Annotated in this window: 15 protein-coding genes and 1 tRNA gene; 1 reads left to right on the top strand and 15 read right to left on the bottom strand. The window is 55.3% G+C overall.

All coding sequences use genetic code 11. The features are described 5' to 3' along the window. Positions 1 to 9: 9 nt before the first annotated feature. From astD to HY2_RS08920, 9 genes are all read right to left on the bottom strand, one after another. Positions 10 to 1464, bottom strand: a complete 1455-nt coding sequence (astD, locus tag HY2_RS08960) for a succinylglutamate-semialdehyde dehydrogenase (protein WP_034826819.1) — start codon at positions 1462 to 1464, stop codon at positions 10 to 12. Between the two features lies 1 nt (position 1465). Next, positions 1466 to 2503 carry an arginine N-succinyltransferase gene (locus HY2_RS08955; protein WP_034826817.1) on the bottom strand — a complete coding sequence of 346 codons (1038 nt, stop codon included), beginning with the start codon at positions 2501 to 2503 and terminating at the stop codon, positions 1466 to 1468. A 1-nt stretch (position 2504) separates the two neighbouring features. Further along, positions 2505 to 3773 (bottom strand): hydrolase, encoded by a 1269-nt coding sequence (locus tag HY2_RS08950; RefSeq protein WP_034826815.1) that lies wholly within the window; start codon positions 3771 to 3773, stop codon positions 2505 to 2507. Between the two features lie 109 nt (positions 3774 to 3882). Further along, positions 3883 to 5055, bottom strand: coding sequence for an OmpA family protein (locus tag HY2_RS08945; RefSeq protein ID WP_034826813.1), 1173 nt, complete (start codon positions 5053 to 5055; stop codon positions 3883 to 3885). A gap of 258 nt (positions 5056 to 5313) precedes the next feature. After that, positions 5314 to 5390: transfer RNA gene (locus HY2_RS08940), tRNA-His, on the bottom strand. 87 nt (positions 5391 to 5477) lie between these two features. Then, positions 5478 to 6020, bottom strand: a complete 543-nt coding sequence (nusG, locus tag HY2_RS08935) for a transcription termination/antitermination protein NusG (protein ID WP_034798766.1) — start codon at positions 6018 to 6020, stop codon at positions 5478 to 5480. Between the two features lie 39 nt (positions 6021 to 6059). Further along, the gene (gene secE, locus HY2_RS08930) at positions 6060 to 6275 is read right to left on the bottom strand and encodes a preprotein translocase subunit SecE (protein ID WP_034826812.1); all 216 of its coding nucleotides are present in this window, start codon (positions 6273 to 6275) and stop codon (positions 6060 to 6062) included. 120 nt (positions 6276 to 6395) lie between these two features. Next, on the bottom strand, positions 6396 to 7277 hold the full coding sequence (locus HY2_RS08925; protein ID WP_034826810.1) for an SMP-30/gluconolactonase/LRE family protein: 882 nt from the start codon (positions 7275 to 7277) through the stop codon (positions 6396 to 6398). Between the two features lie 42 nt (positions 7278 to 7319). Beyond that, positions 7320 to 8183, bottom strand: a complete 864-nt coding sequence (locus HY2_RS08920; protein WP_034826808.1) for a 2-dehydro-3-deoxygalactonokinase — start codon at positions 8181 to 8183, stop codon at positions 7320 to 7322. A gap of 152 nt (positions 8184 to 8335) precedes the next feature. On the opposite strand from HY2_RS08920, the gene mazG reads away from it, so the two are divergent. Then, positions 8336 to 9169: a nucleoside triphosphate pyrophosphohydrolase gene (gene mazG, locus HY2_RS08915; RefSeq protein ID WP_233346250.1), complete on the top strand. Its 834-nt coding sequence runs from the start codon at positions 8336 to 8338 to the stop codon at positions 9167 to 9169. A gap of 4 nt (positions 9170 to 9173) precedes the next feature. Here mazG and hflX read toward each other — a convergent pair whose 3' ends face one another. From hflX to HY2_RS08885, 6 genes are all read right to left on the bottom strand, one after another. Further along, the gene (gene hflX / locus HY2_RS08910; protein ID WP_081814990.1) at positions 9174 to 10490 is read right to left on the bottom strand and encodes a GTPase HflX; all 1317 of its coding nucleotides are present in this window, start codon (positions 10488 to 10490) and stop codon (positions 9174 to 9176) included. Between the two features lie 6 nt (positions 10491 to 10496). Next, a complete protein-coding gene (gene hfq / locus HY2_RS08905) occupies positions 10497 to 10745 on the bottom strand; it encodes an RNA chaperone Hfq (protein ID WP_034798772.1) in 249 nt (82 codons plus the stop codon). An 81-nt stretch (positions 10746 to 10826) separates the two neighbouring features. Next, entirely contained in the window at positions 10827 to 12194 is a 1368-nt protein-coding gene (locus HY2_RS08900; RefSeq protein WP_158534039.1) for a potassium transporter TrkG, read from the bottom strand. A 43-nt stretch (positions 12195 to 12237) separates the two neighbouring features. Further along, a complete protein-coding gene (trkA, locus tag HY2_RS08895) occupies positions 12238 to 13611 on the bottom strand; it encodes a Trk system potassium transporter TrkA (protein WP_034826804.1) in 1374 nt (457 codons plus the stop codon). 22 nt (positions 13612 to 13633) lie between these two features. Then, a complete protein-coding gene (ntrX, locus tag HY2_RS08890; protein ID WP_034826802.1) occupies positions 13634 to 15022 on the bottom strand; it encodes a nitrogen assimilation response regulator NtrX in 1389 nt (462 codons plus the stop codon). Positions 15023 to 15035: 13 nt separating this feature from the next. Further along, positions 15036 to 17300 carry a sensor histidine kinase gene (locus HY2_RS08885; protein ID WP_051594865.1) on the bottom strand — a complete coding sequence of 755 codons (2265 nt, stop codon included), beginning with the start codon at positions 17298 to 17300 and terminating at the stop codon, positions 15036 to 15038. Between the last annotated feature and the right edge of the window lie 65 nt (positions 17301 to 17365).

Genomic DNA, 17365 nt, shown 5'->3' with positions numbered 1-17365 from the left:
CTCCTTGGACTATTTGGGAAAGCCTTGCGCTGACATTCTTTCAGCAGTGCCGGATACCTGACTGGCTTGCGGCCAGGCGCAATAGTCTGCGGCATAATAAGCGCCAGGGCGGAAATTACCTGACAAGCCAGGCCCTCCAAATGGCATGGCCCCACTGGCCCCTGCCGTCGGACGGTTCCTGTTCAGGATGCCCGCGCGCATTTCCTGATGCGCACGCACCCACAAGGCGTCATCATCACTTACCAGGCCGCCTGAGAGGCCGTACTTCGTCGCATTAGCGCGTTCCAGAGCCTCATCAAATCTCTTCACCCGAACAATCTGCATCAGCGGTCCAAACAATTCCTCATCTGGAATGTCTTGTGCATTTGTGACATCAATGACACCTGCAGTCACAAACCCACCGCCTCGATCCATGCGCTTGAGACGGCGAAGGCTCTTGCCACCTTTCTTGGAAAGCATAGCCTGAAATTCGGTAGCGTTCGCTGCGGCCTGCTCAGACACAAGCGGCCCCATGAAGATGTCTTCTTCATTCCACGCCCCGATTTTCAGACTCTTGGCCCTTGCGACAATAGCTTCGACAACGTCATCACCAAAGCTGCCCTCAGGAAGAATGACCCGGCGCGCGCATGAGCATCGCTGGCCAGTGGTAAGAAAGGCAGACTGCGCCGCGATATCGGCAGCAGCCTCTATGTCGGCCGGGTCCCAGATGATCAGCGGATTGTTTCCCCCCATCTCCAGCGCAAGAATGACTTCTGGACGTCCCGCGAAATGCTTGTGGAAGAACGTACCAGTTGCGGCTGATCCTGTGAAAAGCAGACCATTTATGTCTGCATTCAACAAAGCGCCGCCGGTCTCACGCGCGCCATGAACAATATTCAGACATCCTGCCGGCAAGCCGGCGGCCTCAAACGCTTCCGCCATCAGCGCAGCCACACCGGGCGCTAATTCGGAGGGTTTGAAAACACATGTATTACCAGCCAGAAGTGCCGGCACAATGTGTCCATTCGGCAAATGACCTGGAAAGTTAAAAGGGCCGTACACGGCCATTACACCATGCGCCCTGTGCGTCAAATGCACGGAACCAAAGGCCGCTTTCTGATTCTTTGATCCGGCACGCTCGACCTGGGCGGCAATTGATACCTGCACCTTGGCTTTCATCGTGGCCGCTTCGGCTTTCGACTCCCAAAGCGCCTTGCCCATATCACGGCTGATTGTTTCAGAAATTGCGTCAGTTCTTTTCTCAATCTCAACCGCATAGGCTTCTAGAACAGCTGTTCTGTCCGCCTGCGGACGCCTGGACCAATCCCTGAAAGCATCCGCAGCAGAGACTACCGCCTCTTCCACCTGTTCTAGACTTGCCGAAGCGCCTTCCCAGACAACCTCCCCCGTTGCTGGGCAATGGTTGCTGATAAGCGCTCCATGTCCTTCACGCCACTTGCCAGAGATATAAACAGCGTGTGCCATACTAGCTCCTCAGCCAGATGCGCACCTTGTCACCCGGCTTGATTTTCAATTGTTCAAATATGTCTTTCGATGTGATCGCCACATCATCCTCCTGACACAAAATCTGTGCCTGGCATGCGCGGAAATCTGGATATTTGTCAGTCGAGACCAGTCCCTTACGTGCTTCCGCATCAGAATGCACGTCTCCGGACTCCAGCTTCACGACGCGACTCTCTTGTATCGTTCGCAAGTGGCGTTTCTGCGTTGCAACAAGAGGCCCACCATCGAAGATGTCGACCGTTCGATCAAATTCAAAGCCTTCCCACTGCAACAATTTGTAAGCCCCAACACCATCAGAGTGACAACGGCCAATAACTTCTCGCGCCTCTGGGGGAAGCAAGTCTACATAAATCGGGTATTTCGGCATGAGATCACAGATGAATTGATTGTCCGTGGTCGCAGATAACCTGTCGGCCTCCTTGAAATCCATCCGAAAGAAGTGACGTCCAAGACATTCCCAAAAGGGTGAAACCCCATTTTGGTCAACAACCCCTCTCAACTCGGCAAGCACTTTCTCACCAAACCGTTCCGGGGCAGCAGCCATCATCAAGTAACGCGACTGTGCAGCAAGGCGCCCTGCCCCTCCACCCCTATGATTGGCTTTCAGAAAAAGCGTACCGACTTCCGTACACCCCACATATTCATTAGTAAGCACCAACGCATCCATATCGAAGCGTAGATTGCCGGCAGCATGGCTCGCCTGCGCGAGAGTAATGATGCGGTAATTGAAAAACGGCTGGTCGATGCCAACGCCTGCCTTCACAGCAGAACACCCGACAACTTCTCCGGTGTCGGTATTGTCCATCATCAGAAGATATTTACCGTACTCAATACGCTGCAAGCGCGCATGAAAAGCGTCTTCGGACTTTTTCAAGCGATCCTTGAGAATGCCCTCATCCACAGGAAGGCTCGTAAAGCCCGGGCCCGATAGTTCCGCCATCTCCATAAGAGCAGGTAAGTCATCCATCCGTGATGGACGCATTACATAAGGGATCGACATACTAGTTCCCCATGAGTGACTTGATGCGCTTTGCATCGAGCCGTCCGTCCGCCAGACGATGCAGAATAAGCGCGGAAAGCGTTGCTCGCTCAGAGAAGCTGTCCGTCATGACAAACTCTTCGTGCGAATGAATTCGTCCACCCCTGACGCCTAGCGTATCAACATTTGGCACTCCGGCGGCAAAGATGTTGTTGCCTTCACACACTCCCCCTGTGTCGACAAATTCCAGGTCCAAGCCGATCGCCTGCCCCGTCGCATGGACGGCGTCGAACAAGGCCTGTTGCGCCCCATTGCGGGGTTTAGGCGGACGATAGAAGCCACCATGAAGATGACCCGAAATCCCGTCACGAGCGGTGGTCTTCTCAAATAGCGCCTGGATTTGAGATGTTGCCCACTCCGCGCTTGCCGCATCAGGCGCCCGTGCGCCAAAACGCACAATCGCCAGATCAGGGACGATGTTTACAGCAGAACCAGCATCAATGCTGCCAACGTTCAGCGTGACGCCTTCACGTTTTCCATTCAGGCCTTCGAGGCCCAGAACCATTTCCGCAGCAGCCTCAATCGCACTGCGCCCCTCTTCTTTGGCCCGACCCGCATGCGCTGCCTTGCCGTGCAGGACAATATCAAAAACGGCGGACCCTTTTCGACCGCCGGACATCGCGCCGGTTTCCATGGCGGGTTCATATGTCATGCCAATCAGCGCACCGGCTTGGGCGGCGCGTGTTAAATACTCCGAACTTGCGAAATTCCCTATCTCTTCATCCGGTGTGACGACAATGCGATAGCCAAGCTTGTCTTTAAGAGGGCCGGCTTCAAAAGCCTTCAGCGCCTCAAGCATGACGCAGAGGCCGCCTTTCATATCTGCAAGACCAGGACCATTAAGACGGCCGTCCCCCAGATCAATAACGCCCTCAAAAGTACCCGCCGGAAAGACAGTGTCATAGTGGCCGGAAAGTACGACCTGGACTTCAGCTTCGGGGCGCGCCGTAATTTGCAGGACAGGTCCCGTCTCCTGGGCTTCCGCCTTGCCATTGTCCGCGACAGCTTCGAATCCATCGGTTTCAATAAGCTCCACATCAGCTTCAAGCTCCGAAAAAGCACTCGCAAGCGTTGGGGCAAAAGCTTTCAGGCCGGCTGTATTCCAGCTGCCCGTATTCACGTCGGACCATGCAGACGCTCGCGCAATCATGCCTTCAGCAGCGTCATTCAATCGCTCGCGTGCCGCCTCATCAAGGCGGGTGAGGTCCGTCAGATTTTTGAGTATCGTCATAACGCCTTGGTTTCACAGGTAACCAAATTCGGCAAGTGTCATATCTATGACCGCACAAACAAAAACGGCCCGGCTGTTAAGCCGGGCCGCTTCTAAGCGTAAACAGTTCTTACTGAACCGTGATCGTGACTTCTGAACGACGGTTCAGAGGTTCGCGAACACCGTCACGGGTTGCCTTGGCAAGATCCGTTTCACCTTTGGCTTCCTCTTCGATGATCGCAGAGTCGATGCCACGGGCAGCAAGTGCATTCGCAACAACGTCAGCACGACGCTGAGACAAGCGCAAGTTGTATGCACTTGCACCAGAGGTATCCGTGTGACCTGCAATCGTCACGCTGTTCGGCGCACAACCAGCTTCACCGCTGATATTGGCCACAGCCTGGTCGATGACTGCAGATGCCTGACTCGTCAGGTCAGCGCGATCCCACTCGAAGTAGACCACGAATTCCTGATTAAGGCTTGAGCACACAACTTCCGGAGCATCTGTCGTCGTTGTTGGCGGCGGCGGAGGCGGCGGCGGAGGCGGCGGTGGCGGCGGCGGAGGCGGCGGAGGTGGCGGTGGTGGTGGCGGCGGCGGCGGCGGAGGCGTCACACCAAACGCGTAGCGCAGACCAACGGAAGCCGTGTGGCTCGTGTAGCTCGCATCATAATCAATGCCGCCATTGTAGCCAGCAAGCTCAAGGTCCTCAACGACGCGGTAACGATACCCAACGTCAAGCATCAGGCGATCAGATACTTTATAGCCGAGACCAAGGAGTCCTTGGTAAGCCAGACCAGTGTCTGTATCGCTAAAACCATTAGCAGCAGCCGACTGAGTGCCGTTTGTGAAAACCAAATTATTGGCTTTGGCGTTCGCGCGGACGAAGCCGACACCAAGACCGACGTAAGGCTGCAGAGCGCCCTGACGATTGAAGTCATACAGACCGTTCAGCATCAAGCTGGCTTCTTGAAGGTAGCCAGAGCCGCCAGAGAATGCCGTAGCAGGCGGGTTGAAGAGCCCTGAAACATCAATGTTGCCGCTGCCATAGCCAAGGACGCCTTCAAGGCGCAGGCCATTATCGAAGCCATACCCGAAGCCAGCATCAGCGCCCCAGATCTCGTTGGCGTCAGAGTCGCCAGCCATGGAACCAGGAACATTCTGAACAGCCGGATCGTGGTCAATCGTTCCGTCAAAGCTATAAGTTACATCAGCACGGGAATACCACCCGTCTTCTGCATGTGCGACAAAGCCAGCAGACGCAAAAGCGGCCGCGGCTGTCGCGCACATAAGAGTTCTTTTCATACTCAATCCCCTTTAGTGTGCCGATGACGGGATTGTCCTCGGCCGCAGGTTCATACGGGTAACACCGCGTATGGTTCCTGAATAAACACATTTCTTTCTTGGGGCGAGCCTTTTCGGGAAGTTTAATGAGTAAAAACCGGGCAATTCTTGATTAGCGCGACCCATTTGCAACAGATTGTTACATGCGTTCATAATTGGGAAATATTTGACCGTATTTGCGCCACAAACTGCCGCAATTATTCCACATTTGGGGGAAGATGGTACCGCCTCCCCGGTTCGAACGGGGGACCTCTAGATCCACAATCTAGCGCTCTAACCTACTGAGCTAAGGCGGCACGATGAGCGGGAAATAACGCCCAAAGAAAAGTGTTTCAAGCAAAACTAGGCGATCAACTGCTACGGAGATGATTCGCCTAATTGGCTTATAGTTTTGCGACCTGTTCGAACTCCAAATCAACAGGAGTTCCGCGGCCAAAGATGGATACAGTCACCTTGAGGCGGCCATTCTCTTCGTCGATCTCTTCAACAGATCCTTCAAAGCCTTGGAACGGACCGTCATTGACCTGCACCTGTTCGCCGATCTCAAACGAGATCTTCGGACGCGGACGCTCGGCGCCTGTTTCCGTAGCTGTGCCAAGAATGCGGTCGACTTCGCGCTGACGCACATGAAGGGGTTTCTTGCCACCTTCTGCACCAAGGAAACCGGAAACTTTCGGTGTATCTTTCACAAGGTGATATACATCGTCAGTCATTTGGGCTTTTAGCAGAACGTATCCCGGGAAGTAACGGCGCTCTACGGTCTTCTTCTTGCCGCGTGCAACCTCAACAACTTCCTCGGTGGGGACCTGAATGTCCTCGATAAGGTCTGACAGTCCCTTGCGCTCAGCTTGCTCGAGAATGGTCGCAGCGACCTTCTTCTCGAAGTTTGAATAAGCGTGGACGATATACCATTTGGCTTCAGCCATGAGGCCTACGCGCTCCCTAATGAATTGTTGCCGGTTTGGTTACTGATGAATACCCGTAATGGACTTTACGGCCAGACTAATCACCACGTCAGCGGTAAAGAGAAAAAGAGCGATCAGAACAGACATGATGACAACGAAAATCGTCGCCTGGATGGTTTCCTGGCGCGATGTCCATGTCACCTTGTTACCTTCGGCGCGAACCTGCCGCAAAAAGGTAATCGGTCCTACTCGTTTCTTCTTCGCTTTATCGGCCATTCCGACTCTCTCTTGAAAAACGGGGGGTTAGCGGTTTTGCGCCGTTTAGTCCACGGTTAAGTACACTCACTGGGCTGGTCTGCATGTGAGCGTATTGCCTCGAACATGCAAGGGCTCCACTCAGTCCGCCTTGCCGAACTCGCGGCCTGCCAGCCCTGGAACGGACACACGTACGGAAAAGAGGCTGCCTGAAAGGGGCCGGGAATCCAGCTCCGGAAAGGACATTCCTGCCCGCGCAGTCGTAATGAATAGCGTCCTTAGATCATCGCCCCCAAATGCCACACTTGTTGGTCGCGGGGCTGCCAGGACAATCACCTGATCGATCTCTCCATCCGGCGTGAAGCGCACCACACGGGAAGACTCCCAAAGGCAGGTCCAGAGGCAACCTTCCGAATCAATTGCCGAACCATCCGGATATCCATTGAAGGAGAATGTATTGGCCAGAACCCTCCGCCCCGTCAGGCTGTCACCACCTTCTTCGTAATCATAAGCGAGTATCTCCTGCTCTGCCGAATCGCAGGTGTAGAAGGTCTTGCCGTCTGGAGAGAATTGAAATGTGTTTGTCACCATTACGGAGGGCAGCCGCAATTGGCTTAATGCGCCATCGGCTGAATAGCGATAATATTGACCCTGCGCTTCTTTCTCCTGGTCATCCATTGTCCCGAACCAGAAAGAACCGTCAGGAGCGACTCCCCCATCATTGGTGCGATTTCCTTTCGGCTCATCATCCAGAGTCTTAAGACGCTCATATCCCTCCGTAGACGGATCATATACGCCAATTTCCCTATCCCCCACCATCAGGAGATTTCCGCCATACAGAGCCATGGCACTCGCCTTGATCGGCAGGTCATAGCGCCGCGTATTGCCAGTGCGAGGATTGTAACGGTGCAGCTTGGCCCGCTTTACATCCACCCACCAGAGAAAGCCCTCGCTAGGGCTCCACAATGGCCCCTCTCCCAGCATACATCCGGTCGGGGCGACACATTCCGGCGTAATAATCATTGGCGTTCCATATCCAGACGGCCCAATCACCTGCTTCAGACGCTACTCATCGAGCAACCCTGCGACCTCCGCGATCTCCAGCAAGCCTTCGCGGCGGGTCTCTTCTGTTGAATATTCAATAATTTCGGCCCCAAGGATTTCCAAGGCCAGGCCATACTGATCCAGCAAATCCCCATCGGCGATGAGAATCACATCATCACCGGGTTCGTAATGCGCAGCTATGTCAGCCCCGATCATCAGACCGGCCAAAGCGCATTGGTACAGTTGTGGCTTCAGCTTCCCAATCCTACACGCCGCATGCACGGCGAAGGGAGAAACAGCATTCTCTGTATCCAGCGACTTCTCGGCCCACTCGCGGAAAACGGCCCCTGAAAAGATCTGTGCTTCGGTGTGATGCTGTTCCTTGAGTACAGCCTGCATCAGGCTGACGGTCATTTCCGTCGTGATGCCAACAATCCGACCATGTTCCACAGCAATGTGATGGGTGAAGCGCCCCGGCATACAGACCAAACCATCTGTTTCCTCAATGCCGAAGAGACTTGTCTCCGAACCTAGCAGAAAGTCCGGAGGGCTGGTCTGCTTTATGCCCGGTACAAAATGCAGCCCATGCCTGGACACTAGTCCTGCCGTAATCGCATCTGTGCGGCAAGGGACGGACACTGTATTTGCAATTTCTTCGGCCTGTGGGGAAAAGGATGCCCCGGCGACGATGATGGGACAGGCAGGCATCTCGCCCAGCCATTCATTCAGGAAATAGGATGTCCGGCTGGCACCGTCCGTAGCCGAATCTGCTGATCCTGCCTCTCCCGAATGGGCTGCAATAATCTCGCCATCACCACCATAGGACCAGGCCGAAAGAGTGCGGCCTGAAATAAAAACACCGATAAGTGCTGGATCTTGCGTCATACTGTTGGGGCTCGCTTTTGTGTTCCAGCAAATCTTGCCTGTATTGTGCTTGCGTTAGTCGCGTACGATGTCAATTGGCTTCTCTACTTACAACTCCTGCCTTACGCCCCGCTCATAGTCGCTTTTGCGACTGATTCAGTTTAGGAAACCATATGTCCGATATTGCCCTGAAAGACGAAAAATTGCGCATCGCTGAGAACATGCAGCGGCTGGTCGACATCATGGCTCAACTCAGAAATCCTGAGGGCGGATGCCCATGGGACCTGGAGCAGGATTTTTCCACAATCGCGCCTTACACAATTGAAGAAGCTTACGAAGTGGCGGACGCCATTGAACGCAATGACATGTCAGATCTTCGGGAAGAACTGGGCGACCTTCTCTTTCAGGTCATTTTCCATAGCCAGATGGCTCAGGAAGCTGGTGCGTTTGATGTGGCCGATGTTGCAGAAGCCATCTGCGAGAAAATGGTCCGCCGCCATCCTCACGTCTTTGATCAGGGAGACGACCGTAGCGCCGAGGAGCAAACCGTCGCGTGGGAAGCCGTGAAAGCGGCAGAGCGGGCCGCCAAGGGCATACCTGAGGCCAAAGCGAGTGCTCTTGATGGCGTAGCCCTGTCCCTGCCCGCCCTGCTTCGTGCCGAAAAGCTTCAGAAGCGTGCCGCCCGTGTCGGCTTTGACTGGACAGATCCGGCACACATCTTCCTGAAACTGGATGAAGAGGCAGACGAAGTGCGCGAAGCAATCGCCAGCGGCGAGGCAGAGAAGATTGAAGACGAAATTGGAGACCTGCTTTTTGTCGCCGCCAATCTCGCGCGCAGGATGAAGATCGATCCCGAAGTCGCCCTACGCAGGGCCAATGGAAAATTCGAGCGCCGGTTCCGCGCCATGGAAGCTTTGGCGGAGAAGAATGGGCAGGATTTTACGAAGCTCAACATCGAAGCGCAGGAGGCGCTCTGGCAAGACGTGAAGCGGCTGGAGCGCGAGTAAGCCGTCAGTCCGCCTTCATGTGCGGAAACTCTGCAAAGAACTGCCCCAGCCTGTCATGGGTCAACCGGACAAGCAGTTCGACATGACCGCTCTCGGTAGGCTCTTCAGAGATCACGTCCCCGTTGCGATGAAGCCAGGCCCTGGCCCGGCCGTCGGCAGGAGCAAGATCCAGCATGAGTTCGCTAGCGCCCCGTAGCAGGGCCCCTTCGATCTCGGAGAGCAGCTCTTCAATGCCTTCCCCGGTCAATGCCGAAACCAAAACCGCAGAATGCTCCCTGTCACCATGCGCGGCATAGGAGAGCGCTTCGGCCCGCTCAGGCGGAAGGGCGTCACTCTTGTTCCACGCCTCAATCATGGGCGGCAGCGGCAGGCCGGTCTCTTTTTGAAGGCGCTCCAGAACCAGCATCACATCATGCGCCTGATCCAGGTCAGCAGGGCTTGAGCGATCCCGCACATGAACCAGCAGGTCCGCCTGCATCGCCTCTTCCAGCGTCGCCTGGAAGCTATCAATCAGGTGTGTCGGCAGATCCGTGATGAAGCCGACCGTATCAATCAGTGCCGCTTCGCCTAGAGTGGGCAGGTCAAACCGCCTGATAGTCGGGTCAAGTGTCGCGAAAGGCATGTCGCGCGCAAAGACATCGGCACCGGAGATCCGGTTGAACAGAGTCGACTTGCCAGCATTCGTATAGCCGACCAGAGCGATAACTGGCTTGCCACTCCGCTTGCGCCCTGCCCTCTGAACCGCGCGTGTACGCTTCACATCTTCAAGATCGCGGCGCAGCCTCAATATCTTCTCATCCAGCATCCGCCTGTCAGCTTCCAGCTGGCTTTCACCAGGCCCGGATAGGAAGCCTCCACCGCCACGCTGACGCTCTAGGTGTGTCCATGTGCGCACGAGGCGGGACCGTTCATAGAGCAGCCGGGCGAGTTCCACCTGAAGCCGCCCTTCCTTGGTCCGCGCACGAAGGCCGAAGATTTCCAGAATCAAACCAGTCCGGTCGATTACCTTCACCTCAAGACGGCGCTCAAGATTGCGTTGCTGTACCGGGGTCAGATCGCCGTCGATTACGGCAATGGTGCACTCATGCACCTTAAGGTCTTCAGCGAGACGGTCGAGAATACCGCCAGACAGCAGGACAGAAGAATTGACCTTCCGCACATGCTCAGGCCGCAGGAAGGCCAGCTCACACCCCAAAGCCTCAACCAGGCCAGCAGTCTCCTGCAGACGGTCTTCCGTTGGACGATTGGCAGGTGTGAACCACGGAATAACCGCACCGGCCACCTCTGGCGCCGGCGTGCGATCAATCATCTTGTCGTTCAAGAGGACTTATTCCTCATCCATTTCCTCATCAAAGAGCTGCACAGGAGCGCTCGGAGCGATGGTGGAGATGGCATGCTTGTAAACCAGTTGCGGCGGACGACCGTCGCCACGCAACAGGACGCAGAAATTGTCGAACCACGTCACCACACCCTGAAGTTTGACACCGTTGACAAGAAACACGGTCAAAGGCGTGCGGGATTTCCTGACGGCATTCAGAAATGTATCTTGCAAGTTCTGCTTCTTGTCAGCTGACATAACGTCGGTCCAATCTGGCTTGTTCTTCTTATGTGTCGCGAGCTAACGAGATTACAGGGCTTGTGCAAGTGCGAACAACCGTTAGCCCCGCCAAAAACTCACAGAAAGCGCAGGAAAAAGGGCAAGGATTTCCAATCGGCCAAGGATCATAGCAAAAATGGTTAATAAATCGGCAGCCGGATTGAGATTAGAGGCATAATCCCCCACCACCGCCCCGGAATTGGTGAGGCTGCCTATCGCAAGCCGAATAGACGGCTCAAAACTTTCTCCCAGAAAGCTATATGCGATCATTACGGCGAACACCGCAAATATATAGGCAATCAAATACACCCAGACGCCAATCACGCTGCGCTCGTCCAGTTCGCGATCCCGAAACTGAAACCCGAGAATGGATCGCCTGTAGCCCAGTTGCCGAAATTCCTGACCAGCACGCCGTGACAGCACGATAAAGCGCGCAATCTTCACGCCGCCGGCGGCAGACAACGCTGAGCCCCCGATGAGAGCTGGCAAAACAAGAACCGTCAGAGGGATACGCTGATAGTCATTAGGATCAGACAGGGCCAATCCTGATGTAGAAAGTGCTGAAAGTGCCCAGGATAGCCCCTCAGTAAGGTTGAGATTCGAGAACAGAGCTGCGACGATAAAAACCCCGATCAGGATAAGGAACAGTACGAGTTCCGGGTCCGTAATGGCTTTTAGGGGCTTCCAGTCCCGCAGGGGCAGCCAGATGGCAAGCCCCATGGCCCCGAAGATCAATCCGATGCCCAGCACGATTGAGGGGCCTGTATCGAGCGGCTGTCGGCCTGTTCCTGCCGGATCGACCAATCCCGTGGTCAAAACGCTAACTGCGTCACCCAACGCCCGCTCTGGAGCCACACCAAGAAGCACTAGGGCCGCAAACAGCGCCAACAAACTGATGGACATCATGGCGCAAACGACGCGTGCGACACGCGGCACTGCATCAAAAAAGCTGGTTTCTGGCACAGTAAACAACACCGTCCGGTGAATACCGGGCCCACCTAAATTCAGGGCAGCAAGAACGCTGGCGGCCGTCACAATAGTCGCGAGGCCGCCCAGCAAGTGCAGCATTCCGCGCCAGACGACCAAGCTTATCGGCCACACATCGTCCTCAACGTCTATCACTGACTGTCCGGTCGTGGTCAGGCAGGAGGTCGCCTCATGCAATGCCCTGACAATACTGTCATTATCGACGCCGAGAATGAAGGGGAGTGCCGTCACGACTGGCGTGATAAACCACCAGAGTATGACCGTGCCGAGCGCGTCTGAGGGCATGGCCTTGCGGGTCGGCTTGGGGGTGAGGAGAAGCACGCTGCTTGCCACCACAATAATAGCCAAAATCATCGCGATAAACGCAAAGGTTTGGCTATGTTCGCCTGCGAAAAAGGCAATCACCGCAGACGGCACAGCTGCCGCTGCCACGATCAGCATGAGAAGAGCCAGTACCCGGACGACAGACGCGTAATACATGAGATCAGAAGAAGTCGGGACTGACCCGGAAGTACTTCTCCACCTTTCTTACCAATTCGCCTTGATAGAAGATAATAAGATGGTCTTCAGCCCGTACGGTAACATCCGGACCGGCAATCAGAACCTCCTTGCCGCGGATCACTGCGGCGGCCGTCACCCCTTCCGGTAGATCATCATAGCCTAAAGACTTGCCGATAAGGCTGGAGGATTCCAGCGTAACGCCTTCAGCCACTTCTGCCTTGCCGTCTTCAATGGATTGAAGACCCAGAATACGACCACGCCGCATACGCAGCAGAATTTGCGAGACAGTCAAAGCGCGCGGATCAAGCACAGCGTCTACCCGCAGATCACGCGCAAGTCCGGCCAGCTCGGTGGCATTGACGAGGGAAAGCGTGCGCTTCGCCCCTGCCCGCTTGGCAAGATTGGAAATCAGCAGATTGGCCTTGTCGTCATTAGTAATGGCGATGACGAAATCGGCCTTTGCCGCGCCTGCTTCGGATAAAATATCCGGATTCAGACCATCCCCCTGGATGACAATCGTCCGCTTGACTTTTGAAACGACATCATTGGCGCGGTCCGCATCATTCTCAATAAGGCGGATACGATGTCGGCCTTCCCGCTCCAGCGCGCTCGCAACGTAAAGACCGACATTGCCGCCGCCCACAATCACGACATGGTCCGTACGTTCGGTGTCGCGATTGAAGATAGAGGTCAGCCTGTCTGCATGCTCATCCAGCACCGCCACATAGGCGCGATCACCAGGCTTTAGAACATCTGTAGACCGCGGCGCGCGCACGGACTCGCCGCGTCCGATACCGACAATCCGGGCAGACAGGTCAGGAAACAAACCTCTAAGCTGATCTACAGCCGTATCCAGAAGCGGATTGCTATCATCAATCTCAAGCCCCAACAGACGGATCTTGCCATTCCCGAAGGTCGCACTCATGATGGCGCCAGGTGTACGGAATCGCTGGAGAATGGCTTCTCCAACTTCGACCTCTGGCGAGATCACCATATCGATCGGCAGGCCCTCACGGGAAAAGATGTTTTTCCAAGCCGGCTCAATATAGGATTGGTCGCGGACACGTGCGATCTTATAAGGCACCGAAAACAGCGTGTGGGCGATCTGACAGATTACCATGTTGATTTCATCGAAGTGCGTTACCGCGATGATCATCTCACAGTCAGCTGCGCCAGCCTTCTTCAGCACATCCGGATGCGCCGCGTGGCCGGTAAAGCCACGCACATCCAGATCCGTCGAAACCTGATCCACCAGGTCCGGATTTTCATCAATGATGGTGATGTCGTGTTTCTCTCGTGCAAGACGTCGGGCGATTCCGTGCCCCACACGGCCTGCTCCGCATATCAGAACTCGCATTGTTTACAGCCCTTCGACAGCGTCAGCCGTCCTGACGAGTGAGATTGGAGTTAACGCCCAAAGCCTTTAATTTTCTGTGCAGGGCGGAGCGCTCCATTCCAATGAATTCAGCAGTTCGCGATATATTTCCGTTAAAGCGCGTAATCTGAAGCGCCAGATATTCCCGCTCGAATTGCTCGCGCGCATCCCGCAAAGACAGCCCTACCAGTTCAGCAGATCCGGCCTTGGACATATCAGCGCCTTGGGTAGCCGAATCCTTCGGCAGCTCGTCAACACTCACGGGCCGACTAGCATCAGAGGGAGAGAGGATAAGGATTCGTTCCACCACATTCCGCAATTGGCGGATGTTCCCCGGCCAGTCCATCGACTGAAGAACAGCCATCGCTTCTTGCGAAAACGAGCGTGGCGTAAGGCCAGAAGAATCGGCAATCCGATCCGTGAAGTAACGCACCATGTCGCCAATATCATCCCGGCGTTCAGCCAGGGACGGAACACGAAGCGGCACAACACTTAGGCGGTAATAAAGGTCCTCGCGGAAGCGCCCTTCATCAATTTCTCTTTTGATGTCTTTCGTGGTGGCAGACATAACCCGCACATCCACACTCACATCAGAGCGGCCACCGACGCGCTGAAAACGCTGTTCCGTCAGCACACGAAGAATTTTGTTCTGCGTTCCCAGCGGCATGTCCGCCACTTCATCCAGCAGAAGAGTTCCATTATGCGCCTTCTCAAAAAGACCGATGCGAGTCGTGCGACCCTGGGAGTCCTCTTCTCCGAATAGCGCACTTTCCATCTGGTCTGGCGCGATGGTTGCCGCGTTAACCACAACGAACGGCCCATTCTCACGCTGGGAGTTACGATGAATCAGTCGCGCAGCCAATTCCTTACCGGAACCGGCCGGTCCCGTAATCATCACGCGGGAATTTGTCGGCGCAACCTTGTCGATGGATGCGCGTAGATTCGCAGCGGCCTGGCTGTTGCCGATCCACTGCTCATCATCGCCCGCGCGGTTCTTAAGGGCCGCGTTCTCGTATTTCAGTGCAGCCGACTCGATGGCGCGTTCTATCAGGTGCAGCAGGCGATCAGTCTTGAACGGCTTCTCAATGAAGTCATATGCCCCGCGCCGGATCGCTGCGACAGCCGTTTCGATATTGCCGTGCCCACTGATCACAATGACGGGCAGGATCGGATCAATCGACTTGAAATATTTGAGCAGTGACAAACCATCCATACCACTGCCCTGCAACCAGACGTCAAGGACAACCAGCCGTGGTGTACGTGCGCGCACCTGCTCAATCGCGTTTTCCGCCGTGTCCGCCGTTCGCACGGAATAGCCCTCATCGCCCAGAACGCCCGCGATCAGTTCACGAATGTCCGGTTCGTCATCAACAACAAGAATGTCCAATGCCATGATGTTGGCTCCTCTACACTAAACCGGCCGATACCGGCGGGGTCTCATTATCTTCATTTTCTGCCGTAGTCTGAGGGATCTCAGCCGACAGGGTATCATGCGGCAACCAAACTCTCACACGTGCTCCGCGCAGTTCGTCGAGACGATTCTGCAGAGATATAGAGCCACCGTGGTCGGCAATAATTCTGTTCACAATTGCGAGCCCTAGCCCGGTGCCCTTCTCCCGCGTGGTGACATAGGGCTCGAGCAATCTGTCGCGCGTATCCTCTGGGAATCCCGGACCATTATCCTCAATAGTGATTTCGATGCCCGCATCATTCTGATCCAGCGTGACCCGAATGTTGCCCAGAACTTCCATGTCTTCAGGCATCCCCTCAATGGCCTCAGCTGCGTTCTTGAGCAAATTGCCCAGGGCCTGGCCGATAAGTCTTTCATCCCCCAGATAGCGAACTTCATCCTCATCGCAGACAAAGCTGACATTGATTTCCGGCGTCACGACGCCCTGAGAAAAACTCGTCGCCTGCAACAGCGCCTTCATGTCAAAAACATCTGCACTGGGCTTGGGCATACGCGCAAAGGAAGAAAATTCTTCCACCATGCGGCCAATATCTCCCACCTGGCGGAGAATCGTCTCGATGCATCGGTCGAAGACACCATCATGATCATCAATCTTGCTGGCATAGCGTCTGCGAATACGCTCCGTAGACAGCATGATCGGCGTCAGCGGATTACGGATTTCGTGCGCGATCCTTCGAGCAACATCCCGCCAGGCCAGCTGGCGCTGCGCATTCACGAGCCGGGTGGTGTCGTCAAAAGTCAGAACACAGCCGCCAGTCGGGTCTGGTGCAGTCTTGAGCCGGAAGTGCCGAATGCTGCCGCTGCGATTGAGATCAATGGAGGCATCAACCGGCGCGCCGTGCTCCAGAGTATCCTTCACATAGCGTATAAAATCCGGCGCCACATCCTGCAGCTTTTCGCCCGGCATGATCTCCTCGATGCCAAGCAGATCACCCGCTGAGCGGTTGGCCAGCGTCACCGTCATCTCCGGATCCATCCGGATCACACCGGCGCTGACTTCTGCCAGCAATGTCTCGACAAATTTCCGCCGGTCTTCCTCAACCTCGCGCGCGCTGATCAGTGCGTGGCGCTGCTCAGACAATTGCTCCGTCATTGCATTGAATGAGTGACTTAGCGCGTAGACTTCATCCTTCGGGCCCGAAACCGGAACGCGCACGGTCAGATCTCCATCGCGTACAGCATGTGCCGCAGTTGCCAGGCGCCCAATCGGTCCAGTCACCCGTCCTGCGGCTTCCAGACCAAGGCGCCCTGCCAGCAAAAGTACAAGCGCAGCGATTTGAGCATAGCCGATAGCAAAGATGGTCTGCAGCCGTCCGCCTTGCCGCTTGGCGTTGTTGTATTGAATGATCTCGGCTTCCGCCTCACGCAGACGCACCGCAGCGTTACGGTCAAAATTCTTTACCGTGTAGATGTAACCATCGACTGGTTCTGAAATCTTTATGAGCGCCGTGGCTACGCCGCGATTCTCGTAAAGCGTTGTCGCAATCTCTCCCTTGTCAGCCTCCTCAAAGGCAGACGCTGGCGGAGGGATCAGGATGGCATCCTGCACACTCTCCTGGGCGAGCAATTCAACCCCATCCGCGCCAAGGATCGCAATGGTCAGAAAATCCCGGAAGGCGAGTTCGGAGCGAAGCCCTTCGGCAAAAGTCGCAGACGCCTCGGAGGTCAGCGTCAGCTGGCCATCCTCATCAGACATGCGCGCTTCCACCTCACGCGCAAAATTCTCCACATCAAGTGCAGCAAGACGTAAATCCGCATCAAAAGTCGTTTCGAAATTATCAACATAGTTGCGGAAAATCTCAGCGTTCTTCTCCATCACGGAGTCGACACGCTCACCCAACCATTTGTCGATCCCCTGTGTGAAGACCGCTCCCAGAAACACGGCCACAATCGCTGATGGTACAAGCGCCGAAAAACCGAAGAGCATAACGAATCGTCGCGCCAGCCGTCCCTTGCCTTCGCCCTCGCTGCTGGATTGAATCGACAAATACTCACGCACCACAATCGTGGTCAGTACGATGATGACAACAAAGTTCAGACCCAAAAGCCAAGGCGTTGCGCCAGCCGTTGGATTGTCCGGATCAACACCGGAAATCGCCATAAAGGTTGCAAACACCGCCACCAGAGCAGCGATGATGAAGAGGCCTTCGAAAAGCGCCCAACTTGCCTTTGTAGCTTGCTGACTAAGGGTATTCGACAACTACACACCGCTGGTACATGGCCACCCCGGCCCGTTGCATTAGGGGAACACATGCGTGCCCAGAA

The sequence above is a fragment of the Hyphomonas pacifica genome (genome assembly GCF_000682675.1).
Taxonomy (GTDB): domain Bacteria; phylum Pseudomonadota; class Alphaproteobacteria; order Caulobacterales; family Hyphomonadaceae; genus Hyphomonas; species Hyphomonas pacifica.
The sequence above is the reverse complement of the archived record's forward strand: the minus strand, read 5'-3'. Positions and strand labels throughout refer to the sequence as shown.

What these genes read in the sequence shown, in the direction of transcription:
- HY2_RS08950 (WP_034826815.1), bottom strand. Translation starts at nt 3,773, where the DNA reads ATGACGATACTCAAAAATCTGACGGACCTCACCCGCCTTGATGAGGCG.
- HY2_RS08955 (WP_034826817.1), bottom strand. Translation starts at nt 2,503, where the DNA reads ATGTCGATCCCTTATGTAATGCGTCCATCACGGATGGATGACTTACCT.
- ntrX (WP_034826802.1), bottom strand. Translation starts at nt 15,022, where the DNA reads ATGGCATTGGACATTCTTGTTGTTGATGACGAACCGGACATTCGTGAA.
- astD (WP_034826819.1), bottom strand. Translation starts at nt 1,464, where the DNA reads ATGGCACACGCTGTTTATATCTCTGGCAAGTGGCGTGAAGGACATGGA.
- HY2_RS08900 (WP_158534039.1), bottom strand. Translation starts at nt 12,194, where the DNA reads ATGCTGATCGTGGCAGCGGCAGCTGTGCCGTCTGCGGTGATTGCCTTT.
- mazG (WP_233346250.1), top strand. Translation starts at nt 8,336, where the DNA reads ATGTCCGATATTGCCCTGAAAGACGAAAAATTGCGCATCGCTGAGAAC.
- secE (WP_034826812.1), bottom strand. Translation starts at nt 6,275, where the DNA reads ATGGCCGATAAAGCGAAGAAGAAACGAGTAGGACCGATTACCTTTTTG.
- hfq (WP_034798772.1), bottom strand. Translation starts at nt 10,745, where the DNA reads ATGTCAGCTGACAAGAAGCAGAACTTGCAAGATACATTTCTGAATGCC.
- trkA (WP_034826804.1), bottom strand. Translation starts at nt 13,611, where the DNA reads ATGCGAGTTCTGATATGCGGAGCAGGCCGTGTGGGGCACGGAATCGCC.
- HY2_RS08945 (WP_034826813.1), bottom strand. Translation starts at nt 5,055, where the DNA reads ATGAAAAGAACTCTTATGTGCGCGACAGCCGCGGCCGCTTTTGCGTCT.
- HY2_RS08925 (WP_034826810.1), bottom strand. Translation starts at nt 7,277, where the DNA reads ATGATTATTACGCCGGAATGTGTCGCCCCGACCGGATGTATGCTGGGA.
- HY2_RS08920 (WP_034826808.1), bottom strand. Translation starts at nt 8,183, where the DNA reads ATGACGCAAGATCCAGCACTTATCGGTGTTTTTATTTCAGGCCGCACT.
- nusG (WP_034798766.1), bottom strand. Translation starts at nt 6,020, where the DNA reads ATGGCTGAAGCCAAATGGTATATCGTCCACGCTTATTCAAACTTCGAG.